General features: G+C 60.3%; 11 protein-coding genes. 8 read left to right on the plus strand and 3 right to left on the minus strand.

Translation table 11 applies throughout. From position 1 onward, the window contains the following. Positions 1-210: 210 nt before the first annotated feature. Positions 211-1236: a class 1 fructose-bisphosphatase gene (locus ACNA0I_RS21315; RefSeq protein ID WP_415808035.1), complete on the minus strand. Its 1026-nt coding sequence runs from the start codon at positions 1234-1236 to the stop codon at positions 211-213. 111 nt (positions 1237-1347) lie between these two features. After that, positions 1348-4059 carry an aminopeptidase N gene (pepN, locus tag ACNA0I_RS21320; protein WP_415808036.1) on the minus strand — a complete coding sequence of 904 codons (2712 nt, stop codon included), beginning with the start codon at positions 4057-4059 and terminating at the stop codon, positions 1348-1350. A gap of 195 nt (positions 4060-4254) precedes the next feature. On the opposite strand from pepN, the gene ACNA0I_RS21325 reads away from it, so the two are divergent. Then, a complete protein-coding gene (locus ACNA0I_RS21325) occupies positions 4255-4890 on the plus strand; it encodes a DUF4136 domain-containing protein (RefSeq protein ID WP_415808037.1) in 636 nt (211 codons plus the stop codon). A 177-nt stretch (positions 4891-5067) separates the two neighbouring features. Here ACNA0I_RS21325 and ACNA0I_RS21330 read toward each other — a convergent pair whose 3' ends face one another. Then, positions 5068-5436: an H-NS histone family protein gene (locus ACNA0I_RS21330; RefSeq protein WP_415808038.1), complete on the minus strand. Its 369-nt coding sequence runs from the start codon at positions 5434-5436 to the stop codon at positions 5068-5070. 148 nt (positions 5437-5584) lie between these two features. Here ACNA0I_RS21330 and ACNA0I_RS21335 point away from each other — a divergent pair, with 148 nt between their 5' ends. From ACNA0I_RS21335 to glcF, 7 genes are all read left to right on the plus strand, one after another. Next, positions 5585-6403 (plus strand): carbon-nitrogen hydrolase family protein, encoded by an 819-nt coding sequence (locus ACNA0I_RS21335; protein ID WP_415808039.1) that lies wholly within the window; start codon positions 5585-5587, stop codon positions 6401-6403. Positions 6404-6415: 12 nt separating this feature from the next. Next, positions 6416-7876 carry a metalloprotease TldD gene (tldD, locus tag ACNA0I_RS21340; protein ID WP_415808040.1) on the plus strand — a complete coding sequence of 487 codons (1461 nt, stop codon included), beginning with the start codon at positions 6416-6418 and terminating at the stop codon, positions 7874-7876. 285 nt (positions 7877-8161) lie between these two features. After that, positions 8162-9235, plus strand: coding sequence for a 3-deoxy-7-phosphoheptulonate synthase AroG (gene aroG, locus ACNA0I_RS21345; RefSeq protein ID WP_415808105.1), 1074 nt, complete (start codon positions 8162-8164; stop codon positions 9233-9235). A gap of 51 nt (positions 9236-9286) precedes the next feature. Then, positions 9287-10696 (plus strand): FAD-binding oxidoreductase, encoded by a 1410-nt coding sequence (locus tag ACNA0I_RS21350; RefSeq protein ID WP_415808041.1) that lies wholly within the window; start codon positions 9287-9289, stop codon positions 10694-10696. Positions 10697-10803: 107 nt separating this feature from the next. Then, positions 10804-12303 carry an FAD-linked oxidase C-terminal domain-containing protein gene (locus ACNA0I_RS21355; RefSeq protein WP_415808106.1) on the plus strand — a complete coding sequence of 500 codons (1500 nt, stop codon included), beginning with the start codon at positions 10804-10806 and terminating at the stop codon, positions 12301-12303. A gap of 11 nt (positions 12304-12314) precedes the next feature. Beyond that, complete coding sequence (gene glcE, locus ACNA0I_RS21360) at positions 12315-13514, plus strand: glycolate oxidase subunit GlcE (protein WP_415808042.1); 1200 nt, start codon at positions 12315-12317, stop codon at positions 13512-13514. A 6-nt stretch (positions 13515-13520) separates the two neighbouring features. After that, positions 13521-14750, plus strand: coding sequence for a glycolate oxidase subunit GlcF (gene glcF, locus ACNA0I_RS21365; protein ID WP_415808043.1), 1230 nt, complete (start codon positions 13521-13523; stop codon positions 14748-14750). The last annotated feature ends 116 nt before the right edge of the window (positions 14751-14866 follow it).

Genomic DNA, 14866 nt, shown 5'->3' on the forward strand with positions numbered 1-14866 from the left:
GCCCCNCCNNACTGCCCTTCACCANCCTCGCCAGGCGGGGCGGCTGGGCAAACTCGCTCCGCTACGCTGCGCTCAAACATGCCCAGCCGACTACCCCCCGCCTGACAAGGATGGTTCGGCGGACTCAACGGGCCGGCACAGCCTTTACATGACGGCCCCCGGCGTTTTAAGAACTCTTACGCCGCATATCTGCGACGCCCAGAGTCCCCGTCAAGCTCCCGCAGACGCCTCAGCGTGATACCGCCCCACACGCTCGACTTCATTCTTCGACCCGAGCACCACACTAACCCGCTGGTGCAGTTTCTCCGGCTGAATATCGAGAATCCGCTGATTGCCGTCAATCGATGCACCGCCTGCCTGCTCGACGATCCAGCTCATCGGATTAGCCTCGTACATCAAGCGCAGTTTGCCCGCCTTGCCCGGTTCACGCGCATCCCAGGGATACATGAAGATCCCGCCACGCGTCAGAATGCGATGCACATCCGCCACCATCGAGGCGATCCAACGCATGTTGAAGTCTTTGCCCAAAGGCCCCGTTTTACCGGCCAGGCATTCGTCGATATAGCGTTTGACCGGCGGCGCCCAGTGACGCATGTTCGACATGTTGATCGCGAATTCCTTGGTGTCCTCGGGAATGCGGATGTTTTCATGCGTCAACACCCACGAACCCATCTCGCGATCCAGCGTAAAACCAACGACGCCATTGCCGATGGTCAGCACCAACATCGTTTGCGGCCCATACACCGCATAGCCAGCGACAACTTGTTGGCTGCCCGGTTGCAGGAAATCCTGTTCGCAGACTTCGTCCGCACCGGACACGCGATGCGGTGCGCGCAAGACCGAGAAAATCGTGCCGATCGAGACGTTGACGTCGATGTTCGAGGAGCCATCCAGGGGATCGAACAGCAGCAGATATTCGCCCTTGGGATAGCGGTTCGGAATCAGGTGGATGGTTTCCATTTCTTCGGAAGCCATGGCCGCCAGATGACCGCCCCATTCGTTGGCTTCCAACAGAATTTCATTGGACAGCACATCGAGTTTTTTCTGGACTTCGCCCTGAACGTTTTCGGATTCCAGGGCGCCCAGCACGCCGCCCAGCGCGCCCTTGCTGACAGCGTGGCTGATGGCCTTGCAGGCGCGCGCCACGACTTCGATGAGCAACCGGACTTCCGGCGCCAGGGCCTGGGCAGAGCGCTGCTGCTCGACCAGGTGTTGGGTAAGGGTTTTGCGTTTCAAGAGGGATCTCCGTAATCAACGTAAAACAGGTGAGCCGCACAAGCTGCCGCGAATAAGCAGGCAGGGGGCAAGACCGAGGGCCGGGACATCTGCGCCCTCGGTGACGTGGTGTTAGGCCGCAAACTCCAGGGCCTTTGATACGATCTCCAGCACGTTGCGCGACAAGCCGGCGTGGTTGCGCACGCGTTGCAGCGCCGCTTGCATGGGGGTGCGCAACTCGGGCACGAAGCGTGCCCAGTTATCCAGCGCACGCGTCAGGCGGGCAGCGATCTCAGGATTCAGGGCGTCGAGCGCCAGGACTTGTTCGGCCCAATAGTCGTAACCAGCGCCATCAGCCCGATGCAGCCCGCGCGCATTGTTCAGGCAGAACTGAAAAACCAGCGCTCGAGCGCGATTCGGGTTGCGCAGCGTAAAGGCGGGATGAGCCATCAGCGCGCGCACGCTGTCGACATTGCTGCTCAAGGCAGTGGCTTGCAGCATGAACCATTTGTCGATGACCAGTGGATCGTCTTTCCAGCGCGTATAGAACGTGTCCAGCGCTTGCGCCGCAAGCTCGCCAGGGGCGTAGTTCACAAGGGCGCCGAGCGCGGCCAGGCTGTCGGTCATGTTGCCGGCCTGGTCGAATTGCGCCTGGGCCAGCGCCTGCGCACCGCCGACCTCGGCCGCCATCAAATGACCGAGCGCCTGATTTTTCAGGGCGCGCTGGCCGGCGGGGCCAGGGGCGGGGCTGTAGGTGCCAGGCGTCTGGTTGGCGTCGAAAGCCTCGCGCCATTGCGCCGCCAACTGCCGTCCCAACTCCCTGCGCAGGAAGTCCCGAGCGGCTGCGAGGGCAGGAGGGTCGATGGCTTCCTGACGCTCTGCCAGGGTCTTTTCCGAGGGCAAGGCCAAAGCGCGTGCGCGATAGCCCGCATCCAGGGCAGGATCTGTCAGCAAGGCGCGCCACGCGTCGATAAAGGCGGCGTTGACCTGCAGCGGCGCACCAGCCTGATGCTGGGCCGCCAGGGCCAAAATCTGGCGAGTTGCCAGTTCCTGGCCGGCTTCCCACCGGGCAAACGGGTCGCGGTCGTGAGCGGAGAGCAGCGCCAGCTCTTCATCCGTCCAGTCGTACTCCACAATGACAGGCGCCGAAAAACCGCGCAGCAATGAAGGAATCGGTTTAGCGGGAACGTTCTCGAATACCCATTGCTGACGGGGCTCGGTCAGTTCCAGCAGCGCCGTGTCCTGTGGTTGCGAGGAGCCGTCGAGATGCAGCGGCAGGGCGCGTCCCTCGGCGTCGAGCAAGCCCAGGGCAAAGGGGATGTGGAAAGGCGCCTTGACGTAGTCGCCACCTGCGCGTTTTTCCACGCCGACCAGCGGGCAGCTCTGGCTCAACGTTACCGTGCAACGTTGTGCCGCGGCATCGTAATCCAGTGTTACCGCGACGCGGGGCGTACCCGCCTGGCGATACCAGCGACGAAATACGGACAGGTCGCGGCCCGGGTTCAAGCGGGTATAGACCGACTCCATGGCGGCGACAAAATCATCGCACGTGACCGCCTGGCCATCGTGGCGGCGGAAATACTCGTCGATCCCTGCACGGAATCCCTCTGCGCCCAACAGCGTATGCTGCATCCGGATGACCTCGGCGCCTTTTTCGTACACCGTCGCGGTGTAGAAATTGCCGATCTCCTGATAGCTTTCCGGGCGAATCGGGTGCGCCATGGGGCCCGCGTCTTCGGGGAACTGGGCCGCTCGCAGCGTCACGACATCGTCGATGCGCTTGACGGCACGGGCGCTGGCCGCAGCCGCCGCGTCCAGGCCGCGCGCCATCATATCGGCAGTGAACTCCTGGTCACGGAAAACCGTCAGACCCTCTTTCAGGCTGAGCTGGAACCAATCACGGCACGTGACGCGGTTGCCGGTCCAGTTGTGGAAATATTCATGGCCAATGACTGCCTCGATGCCCTCGTAATTGGCATCTGTCGCCGTGTGCGGGTCGGCCAGCACGTAGGCAGCGTTGAAGATATTCAGGCCTTTGTTTTCCATGGCGCCCATGTTGAAGTCGCGCACGGCGACCACCATGAAGCGGTCCAGGTCCAGTTCCAACCCGAATCGGGTTTCGTCCCATTGCAGCGCACGTACGAGGGACTCCAGTGCCCACTCTGTGCGATCCTCGGCGCCCGGATCGCTATAGACCTGCAGCAGGACAGGGCGCCCGGACGCCGTCTTGACGGTGGTTTCCCGGTGTGTGAGCTGCCCGGCCACCAGGGCAAACAGATAGCAGGGTTTGGGAAAGGGGTCTTCCCATTGGGCTTCCTGGCGGCCGTCGGGCAGGGTCCGCGTGGACAGCAAGTTGCCGTTGGACAGCAGCACGGGGTACGCGTCGCCAGCCCGCAAGGTCACCTGATAGCGCGACATGACGTCGGGCCGGTCGGCAAAATAAGCAATGCGGCGAAAACCCTCGGCTTCGCATTGGGTAAAGAAATTGCCACCCGACACATACAGACCCATCAGGGTGGAGTTGGCGCTGGGCTGGCAACGGCTGACGATCTCGACCGTCGCCTGGGCGGGCAGATTTGACAACACCAAGGCCGCGTCATCCAGCGTGTACTGTTCGGTCGGCCAGGGTTTGCCGTCGACGTGCAGCGACACTAATTCGAGTTCGGCGCCATCCAGGACCAGCGGCGCGTTGGCCGGCGCGTCCGCTTTGCGCTCGACCTGCAGCGTGCTATGCACCAGGGTGGCTTCGGGATCCAGGTCGAACGCCAGAGCCACCGTCGGGATGGCATAGGGGTAGGGCTGATAATCTTTGCGATATACGGTTACAGGCGTTTCGGTGCGCATGCCTAGATCGGATCAGAATAGGTAATGCCCTATTGTAGTAGTAGGCTGCCAGGCATTCGGTGGATAGAAATATCCAGTTGAAAAACTTTTGCTCGCCGGAGATGTCGAAGTCTGCCCAGGTATGATGAGTTTCGTGTGCCCACGGAGACGCTGGACGGATCCACGCCCGGCCCTGGGGCCTCTAGGAGACCCGCTATGTTTGAATCCCGCAAATGGCTAGGCCTGTGCCGTCTGGCGGGTGTGGCCACCGTGTTGTCAGCGACCATTCTGGTGACGGGATGCGCCACCCCGACAGTACAGGCCAGAGTGACGTCGTTCCAGCATTGGCCCTCTGATGTGGTGGGGGCGACCTATCGGTTTGTGGACGCCACGCCCGGCCAGGCGAATAATCTCGAATATCAGGCTTACCAGGACGCGATGCGCGCCAGTATCGGGCCTACGGGTTTGGTCGAAGCGCCACCGGGCGCCTCAGCGCGGTTTAATGTGTCATTCAAATACGGCACTGAGCAAACTCAAGTCATGACGCGGCAGCCGTACGATCCTTATTTCTATGGCGGATTCGGCGGCTTTTATGGGCCGCCATGGTGGGGCCCAGGCTATTGGGGGCCTAGCTGGGTAGACGTGCCGACCGTGGCCTATCGTAATCGTTTGACGGTTGAAATTTACGACAACGCCAACAAGGGAGCGGAAGTTTACCGTTCGTCGGCCTATATTTTGAGTGGCCGGGAGAACCTCGTGCGCACCATGCCCTATTTGACGCGGGCGATATTCGATAATTTTCCCGGGAATAATGGATCGGAGCGCGAAGTCGAATATCCCGTTAATCGTTAACTGTTTTCCATTAACAGCAATAATCAGGCTGAACCGCGCGGGGAATAATCCCTATGTAATATGTCGGACTATGTCACGGCGCAGCTTAGGCGAGCCGATTTATTCAAGGATTTAGGGACGGATTAAAACTGGGATTGGTCCGAAATTACTGCCCCAGGGGTGGCCTGGGGCAGTAATTCATTCGGTAATGAGAAAGGTTTCGCGGCTATTGCCGGCGGCTTCTTCGGCAGCGAGCCAGCGAGGCGCTTTGCCGCGGCCGCTCCAGGTTTCACCGCTCTGGGGGTGACGGTATTTGGGAGCCACTTGGCGCTTGGCTGCCGTGGGTGCCGAGGCCTTGCGGCCGCCGGAGGCGCGGGGGGGTTTGGCAGCACCACTGAATGCTGCAGCGATTTCTTCCGGAGTGATATTGTATTCACGCATGGAAGACACAATCGAGGCAATCACCGGCTTACGGCGTTTCGTTTGGAGTGCTTCAGCTTTTTTCTGCAACTTGCTGATTTCTTTTTCTATTTTGGCTTGCAAGGTGGCGTAAGTTTCACGGGGCATGACTTGGTCCTGACGAATAATCAGACAGTTTTTGAATAGGGATATTGTGCCGGATATTGTTTTGATACGGCTATATCACCAATAATACCTAAAATAACCCATAAATGGATAGGTGAGTCAAGCTCATCGCATTAAAAGTAGGTGGTGAATGAGTAACTCCAAATTGAATTCGATATCAGTAGCTGCTATTCAGATGGTTTCCAGCCCGGACGTGCAGGATAATCTGCGCCAGGCTGGCGAATTAATTGAAATGGCAGCTGATTCGGGGGCAAGGCTGGTGTCATTACCCGAATATTTTTGTTTTATGGGAACCGCTGATCTGCAAAAACTTGAGATTAAGGAGCAACCCGGTTCCGGGCCGATTCAAGACTTTCTGGCCGAACAGGCTGCCAAACACCAGATCTGGTTGGCAGGCGGCACCCTGCCTCTGGCGTGTCCGGATGCCGGGCGCGTGTTCAATACCACGTTTGTTTATGGGCCAGACGGAAAGTCCGCCGCCCGATACGACAAAATCCATTTATTCAATTTTCAACGCGGCGCGGAGGCTTATGACGAATCGATTGCGATTCGCCCCGGAGACGCCGTGCAAACCGTGCAGACCCCCTGGGCGCGTGTCGGGCTGTCGATATGTTACGACCTGCGGTTTCCCGAACTTTATCGGGCGTTGGGCCAGGTGGACTTGATTTTGGTGCCGGCCGCCTTCACCTACACTACAGGGAAAGCCCATTGGGAATTATTGTTGCGTGCACGTGCCATCGAGAACCAATGCTATGTGCTGGCGGCCGCCCAGGGTGGGCATCACGTCAATGGCCGGCGCACTTGGGGGCATTCCATGTTGATTGACCCGTGGGGCGAGATAATTGACGTGTTACCCGAGGGGCCAGGCGTGGTCAGCGGTACGATAGAGCCTGAGCGCCTGACGCAAGTGCGCGCCTCGCTGCCTGCGTTGCGCCACCGAGTCCTGTAAAACAGAGATTTTATGAACCTGATCGATCCCGATATCCAATCGTTGGCTACGGCCAAGTCATTATTGCTGGACCCCTGGGGCTTGACTGAGTCCGACATGGCGCGCGCGCTAGGGGAAATTTTCACCCACAAGGTCGATTACGCCGATCTGTATTTTCAATATACCCGTAGCGAAGGCTGGAGCCTCGAAGAAGGTATCGTGAAAACCGGCAGTTTTTCGATCGGGCAGGGCGTGGGCGTGCGTGCCATCAGCGGCGAGAAAACCGCGTTTGCCTATTCCGATTCCCTGTCGCCGGATGCCTTGTTGTCGTCGGCTCGTACGGTGCGCGGCATTGCCCGCCGTGGCGCTGGCAAGGTCAAAGTCGCAGCCCAGGTTCCTCCCCTGGCTGGCCGTAGCCTGTATGCCGACCTGGACCCGCTGACGACACTGAGCGCCCCGGACAAAGTCGCATTGCTTGAGCGCGTGGAGCGGATGGCGCGCGCGCGGGATCCGCATGTCATTCAGGTCATGGCTGGCCTGGGGGCGGAATATGATGTGATTCTGGTGGCGGGCAGCGATGGCCGTTTGGCTGCTGATGTGCGCCCGCTGGTGCGTTTGTCTCTGACCGTGATCGCCGAGCGTAATGGCCGTCGCGAGATGGGGCACTCCGGCGGCGGCGGCCGCACAGGGTTGGCCTATTTCTCGGACGAGATCCTGCAAGGCTATGTAGAACGCGCCGTGCACGAGGCCATGGTCAACCTGGAAGCGCGTCCCGCTCCTGCCGGCGAAATGACGGTGGTGCTGGGCTCGGGCTGGCCGGGCATTTTGCTGCATGAGGCCGTCGGCCATGGCCTGGAAGGCGATTTCAATCGCAAGGGTTCCAGCGTGTTTTCGGGCCGCATTGGCGAGCGCGTCGCGTCCAAGGGCGTGACCGTGATCGACGACGGCACGCTGCCGGATCGTCGTGGCTCGCTGAATATCGATGACGAAGGCAATGCCACGCAACGCAACGTCCTCATCGAAGACGGCATTTTGCGCGGCTACATGCAGGACACGCTGAACGCCCGGCTGATGAAAACGTCCGCCACAGGTAATGGCCGGCGAGAATCCTTTGCTCATCTGCCCATGCCTCGCATGACCAACACTTATATGTTGGCAGGCCAGACGCCGCCTGAGGAAATCATTGCCTCGGTCAAGCACGGGCTTTATGCCGCGAACTTCGGGGGCGGGCAGGTCGACATCACTAACGGTAAATTCGTGTTCTCGGCCTCTGAGGCCTACATGATCGAAAACGGCAAGATCACCTACCCGGTCAAGGGCGCGACCTTGATCGGCAACGGACCGGATGCCATGAACCAGGTCAGCTTGATCGGCAATGACCTGCAATTGGATTCCGGTGTCGGCACCTGCGGTAAAGACGGCCAGAGCGTGCCGGTTGGGGTCGGGATGCCTACTGTGCGCATGGATGGCCTGACAGTCGGCGGAACCGCCTGATCAGCGGCCGGGGGGATGTTGTGCCGGGGATGGGATGGCCGTCCGATCCCTGAAGCCCCCTGGTTTTCAAAAGTCGTAGACGATGTTTGGAAATTTGTGCTAGAGTCCCTCCCTATGAAATTCGCGTCCCCCGCTTTTTATTTTTATTTTTTTGGTTTTCTGAAGCCGCTGGCGGAGGAAGGGACGCACTTAAACTAAAGTCGTACAAAATTCCTTAAAAAAGCCGCCAGCTGCCCTGGCGGCTTTTTTGTGCCGCCAGCCTGGTGGGNCACCCAGGAGTCTCTCGTGTCACACAACACCGACGATCTTCGCATCCGCGAAATCAAAGAACTGAATCCGCCCTCGCACGTCATGCGCGAGTTTTCCTGCACCCAGGAGGCATCCGAAACGGTATTCGCCGCGCGACAGGCGATGCACCGCATTCTGCATGGCATGGATGACCGTCTGATCGTGGTCATCGGGCCATGTTCGATTCACGACACCAAGGCCGCCCTGGAATACGCCCAGCGCCTGAAGCCCGTACGCGATCGCCTGAAGGGCGAGCTGGAAATCGTGATGCGTGTGTATTTCGAAAAGCCTCGCACGACTGTGGGCTGGAAGGGGCTGATCAACGATCCGGGCCTGGACGGCAGTTTCGACATCAATCGCGGCATTCGTGTCGCCCGTGAGTTGTTGCTGGACATCAATAGCCAGGGGCTGCCGGCAGGCTGCGAATTTCTGGACATGATCACGCCGCAATACATCGCCGACCTGGTGTCCTGGGGCGCCATCGGGGCGCGTACGACCGAAAGCCAAGTTCACCGCGAGCTGGCTTCCGGCCTGTCGTGTCCGGTCGGTTTCAAGAATGGCACGGATGGCAATGTGAAGATCGCCGTGGACGCGATCAAGGCGGCATCACAGCCCCATCATTTCCTGTCGGTGACCAAAGGCGGGCATTCGGCCATCGTCTCGACGGCTGGCAACGAGGACTGCCACGTTATTCTGCGCGGCGGCAAGGCGCCTAACTATGACGCGGCCAGTGTTTCGGCAGCCTGCGCGGATATGGCGAAATCCGGTCTCGCGCAGCGCGTGATGATCGATGCCAGCCATGCCAACAGCAGCAAAAAACCGGAGAACCAACCCTTGGTTGCGGACGATGTCGCGCGTCAGCTCGAAGCAGGCGATACGCGTATTGTCGGCCTGATGATCGAAAGCCATCTGGTCGCCGGCCGCCAGGATATGGTGCCGGGAGAGCCGCTGGTGTACGGCCAGAGCATCACCGACGGCTGCATCGATTGGGATGCTTCGGTGGCGGTATTGGAGCGGCTCGCCGGTGCGGTGAAAGCCCGGCGGCTGGCCGCGGCAGTTGTGGGGAAATGAGGCCGCGCAAGGCGTAGAATAGGTTTTTTACTTTCTACGCCGTTGCCTGCCATGAATGCTCCTGCCCATACCGAATCCTTGCGCCGACCTGTTCCCGCTGCCTGTCTGGATGCGCTGCGCGAGCGGTTTGCGGATCGCCTCTCTGTGGCCGAGGCTGTGCGCGAGCATCACGGACGCGACGAGTCGCCGTATCCGCCTATGCTGCCCGATGCGGTGGTCTTTGCGCAAAGCACCGAAGAGGTAGCTGCGGTCGCGCGGTTGTGCAATGAACACCGCGTGCCGCTGATTCCCTATGGCGCAGGGTCGTCGATAGAAGGACATTTGCTGGCGATCCAGGGCGGTATCAGTATTGACCTGTCGCAGATGAACCGGTTGCTGGTGGTGAATGCGGAAGACCTGACCGCGACGGCGCAGGCAGGCGTGACACGCAAGCAGCTGAACGAAGAAATCCGCGATACCGGTTTGTTTTTCCCGATTGACCCGGGCGCCGATGCCAGTCTGGGTGGCATGGCGGCTACACGAGCCTCGGGCACCAATGCGGTGCGTTACGGCACCATGCGCGAAAACGTGGTGTCGTTGACGGTGGTGACGGCCGATGGCCGTATCGTTCGCACCGCGAGCCGCGCCCGCAAATCCTCGGCGGGCTACGACCTGACGCGTATCTTTGTCGGCAGCGAAGGCACGCTGGGCATCATTACCGAAGTCACGGTACGCCTGTATCCGCAGCCCGAGGCGGTGTCCGCTGCGATCTGCAATTTCCCGTCGTTGAACGACGCGGTGCAAAGCGTGATCGAGATCATCCAGATGGGCGTGCCGGTGGCTCGCGTCGAGTTCATGGACGAGGCCGCCGTGCGTTCGGTCAATCTGCACAGCAAACTGACGCTGCGCGAGACTCCCTTGCTGGTGTTCGAGTTCCACGGCAGCCCGGCGGGCGTGCAAGAACAAGCCGAGATCGTGCAAGGCATTACGGCCGATCATGGCGGCATGGATTTCGAATGGGCCGAGCGTCCCGAGGATCGCAGCCGATTGTGGGCGGCACGGCACGCTGCCTATTTTGCAGGCCTGCAACTGCGGCCGGGCTGCCGGGCGAGCACGACCGATGTGTGCGTGCCTATTTCGCGTCTGGCTGACTGCGTGCGCGAGACGGTTGACGAACTGGACCGCGCCAGCTTTCCCTATACGATCGTCGGCCACGTCGGGGACGGTAATTTTCACGTCCTGATGTTGCTGGATCCCGACAATCAGGCGCAGTGGCGGGAATCGGAAACGATTAATCACAATTTGGTCAGACGTGCGATTGCAGCCGATGGCACGTGCACGGGCGAGCATGGGATCGGCCTGCACAAGATGCAATTCATGGCAGAAGAGCACGGCGAAGACGCGCTGGCGCTGATGCGTAGCCTGAAACACGCCTTCGATCCCAATAACATCCTCAACCCCGGCAAAATCATCAACTGGTAGACCGTGGCGCCGCGGCTTGTAGAGCTGCCGGTTTGGACAAGGATGATGTGGCGGATGCGGGTAAATCCGCTCTGCCACGATTGATAGCGACACGCTATTGTGTAGAGATGAACTCATTGGTTGAGCCCAATTTGCGTCACACTGAGCAATCGTTTTCCGCGAGTCCGGTCCTGGACGCGCTGCGCGGTGTGTTACCCACGCATTGCATCCTGCATCGCGAGGAGGACACGCGTCCTTACGAATGCGATGGCTTGTCTCTCTACCGGGCGTTGCCGCCTATCGTGGTGCTGCCCGAGACCGAGGAGCAGGTCATTGCCGTCATGCGAGTTTGCAAACGGTTGAGTGTTCCTATCGTGGCGCGCGGCGCAGGAACAGGTCTGTCCGGCGGCGCCATGCCGCACGCACAAGGTGTGCTGCTGGGCCTGGCGAAATTCAACCGCATTCGGCGCGTGGATCCCGTCAGCGCCACGGCGGTGGTTGAGCCTGGTGTACGCAACTTGGCGATTTCCGAGGCTGCAGCGCCTCATGGTTTGTATTACGCGCCCGATCCGTCCAGCCAGGTCGCATGTTCCATCGGCGGTAATGTGGCGGAGAACTCCGGGGGCGTGCATTGCCTGAAGTACGGTCTCACGGTTCACAACGTATTGCGAGTGCGTGTGGTTACCGTAGATGGCGAGGTCGTCGAGTTGGGATCCGAGGCGCCGGATGCGCCGGGTCTGGATCTGCTGGCCTTGTTCATCGGTTCCGAAGGCATGCTGGGTGTGGTGACGGAAATCACCGTCAAGCTCATACCAAAGCCCGCATGTGCCCAGGTCGTCATGGCCAGTTTTTCCAGTGTCGAGACCGCCGGACAGGCCGTGACCGACGTGATTGCGGCTGGAATCATTCCTGCCGGCCTGGAAATGATGGACCGCCGCGCCGTGCAAATGGTCGAGCCTTTTGTGAAGGCCGGTTATGACGTGACGGCCCAGGCCATTCTGCTGTGCGAGTCCGATGGCACGGTCGAAGAGGTCGCGCACGAAATCGAGCGCATGGAGGCGATCTTTGGCCAGGCAGGCGCGACGCGTTTGCAAGTCTCGCGCGATGAGGCCGAGCGCTTGTTGTTCTGGGCCGGACGCAAGAATGCCTTTCCTGCAGCAGGGCGTATTTCGCCTGACTACTATTGCATGGACGGCACGATTCCTCGCCGTCATCTGGCGCGCGTGCTGGGTGCCATCGAGCAGATGGAAGACGAGTTCGAGCTGCGTTGCGCGAATGTCTTTCATGCGGGCGACGGCAATCTGCATCCACTGATCTTGTTTGATTCAAACAAGCCCGACGAGGTCGAGCGGGCAGAAAAATTTGGCGCGGCAATTCTCGAATTGTGCGTGCAAGTAGGAGGCACCCTGACTGGGGAACACGGGGTGGGTATGGAGAAGATAAATCAAATGTGCGTGCAATTTTCGCGTGATGAGCTGGAGGCATTCCTGGCTGTCAAGCGGGCGTTTGATCCGCCCGGTCTGTTAAACCCTGAAAAAGTCATTCCGACCCTGGCACGCTGCGCCGAATACGGCAAGATGCATGTACACGGCGGAGAGCTGCGCTTTCCTGATCTCTCGCGCTTTTAGGCCCGGCGCGTATGGAATTCGTTCTGTCTGAGCTGTGTGATCAGGTCATGACCGCGCACGCCGGTCACAAGCCGTTATTCGTCTGTGGCGGCGGCAGCAAATCGTTTTACGGCAACCACCGCCCGGTGACGCCGCAAGACGGGCACTGCCTGTTGGATATGACCGCCTATAACGGCATCATCAATTATCAGCCGTCTGAGCTCGTCGTGACGGTGCGTGCCGGCACGCCGCTGGCGATGCTCGAGGCCGAACTGGCCCAACAAGGCCAGATGCTGGCGTTCGAGCCGCCCCATTTTAGCGCCACGGCCACGGTCGGCGGATGTGTGGCGGCGGGCTTGGCGGGGCCGCGCCGCATGACGGCAGGCAGCGTGCGTGACTTCGTGTTGGGCGCGCGTCTGCTGGATTCACAAGGCCGTCTCTTGTCCTTTGGCGGAGAGGTCATGAAAAACGTGGCAGGCTACGACGTATCGCGCCTGCTCGCGGGATCGTTGGGCATCTTTGGAGCGATCGTCGACGTTTCTCTCAAGGTCCTGCCCAAACCCTTCGAAGAATGCAGCTTGCGATTCGAGGCGACGCAGCAAGAGGCGCTGACGTACTTTGCGCAATGGCGTAGTCAACCGTTGGCGATCTCGGCGACGAGCTGGAGTCCCGCTGATGGATACGACGCTGGCACTGCACAGGCGGATCATGGCGCCAACGCGGCCATTGGTGCTGATGCTGCGAATATGGTCAACGCTGCCGGCAACGCCAACACCGCAGGCTATGTCACCGTGCGGCTGTCGGGGGCACCGCCCGCCATCCGTGCCGCCAAGGCAAGCATAGGCGGTGACGAGTTGGACGCCGAGCAAGCCCATCTGTGGTGGACGTCTTTGCGCGAACAAGTGCATCCTTTTTTCAAACAAGATCGACCGCTGTGGCGCGTCGCGTTGCCTCCGACCACACCGGCCCAGGACTTTGGCGTGCCGACCTTGGTAGAGTGGGGCGGTGGCCAGCGTTGGCTGAGCGGCAATCTCGATGCGCAGGCCGTGCGGGCGAGGGCGGAGCAATTGGGCGGGCATGCCACGTTGTTCCGCTCTGCCGGCAGTGCGATTCCGGCCGATGGGGTCTTTCATCCCCTATCGTCCGGTGTTGCCGCCATCACACGGCGATTGAAACAAGAACTGGATCCTGCGGGATTATTCAATCCTGGCCGAATGGTGTTGGAGCTATAGCGCAGCATGCAGACTAATTTAGCTTCCTGGGTGCGAGACACGAATGAGGGCCGCGAAGCCGACGCCATTCTGCGTCGTTGCGTGCACTGCGGATTTTGCACGGCGACGTGTCCCACCTATCAGGTGTTGGGCGACGAGCTCGACAGTCCACGCGGCCGTATCTATTTGATCAAGCAGGTCCTGGAGGGCGCCGAGCCGACGCAGGCTACGCAGCAGCATCTGGACCGCTGCCTGACATGCCGCAACTGCGAGACCACGTGCCCGTCGGGTGTGCAGTACGGGCACCTGATCGATATCGGCCGCCATCTCGTCGACCAGAAAGTCAGCCGATCCTGGTCGGATCGTATGCGCCGCCTGGTGTTGCGCAAAGGCATTAATTCGTCGTTGTTCGGCCCTGCGATGCGTCTGGGGCAGGCGCTGCGTCATGTGTTGCCGGATGCGCTCAAGCGCAAGGTTCCCGTGCGTCGTGATCCTGGGCAGCTGCCCACTGTGGCACAGCACACACGCCAGGTGTTGATGCTGACTGGCTGTGTGCAGCCCTCCATGATGCCGACCATTGACTCCGCGACGATTCGCGTGCTCGATGCGATAGGCATTGGTGCGCGATTGGCACCTGGCGCAGGATGCTGTGGCGCTGTGAATTTTCACCTCGATGCGCAAGCAGACGCGCTCGATCAGATGCGCGCCAACATCGATGCGTGGTGGCCACTGATCGCAGCGGGCAACGTTGAAGCGATTGTGATGAATGCGTCTGGCTGCGGTGCGATGGTGAAGGAATACGCGCACCATTTACGCCATGATGCCAATTACGCTAGTCGTGCGGAACATATTGTGTCTTTAGTCAAAGACGTTGCGGAAATCGTTGCGCCTCATGCTGAGGTGCTGCGTGCGCGACTGGCGCCGGGCGGGCGGGCGGCGTTTCATCCGCCATGTACCTTGCAGCATTGGCAAGGGTTGCGTCCGTTGAGTGAAAGGCTGCTCCGTGATTTGGGTTTTGAGTTGCAGCCGTTTGCGGATACGCATCTGTGCTGTGGGTCGGCGGGGGCGTATTCGGTGCTGAATCCGGAGATGGCGTTGACCTTACGGGCTCGCAAGCTTGCGGCGATTTCTCAGGCGGAGCCGTCGGTGATTGTTTCGTCGAATATTGGGTGCGTGTCTCATCTGCAGAGTGGGACGGATGTGCCGGTGCGGCATTGGATTGAAGTGGTGGATGAGAGGCTGGCGGCGCGGGGGTGAATAGGTCTTTGCGCATAGGGCTGGTGGCATGTGTAATTCTGGGTTCTTAAAGCGCCGCGTATTGGCGGGCAAATGCCATGCCGGCCCTATCGCCCGGTCTGGCCGCCTTCGCGTCC

This window comes from Bordetella muralis, from assembly GCF_965139205.1.
Taxonomy (GTDB): Bacteria; Pseudomonadota; Gammaproteobacteria; order Burkholderiales; family Burkholderiaceae_B; genus Bordetella_A; species Bordetella_A muralis.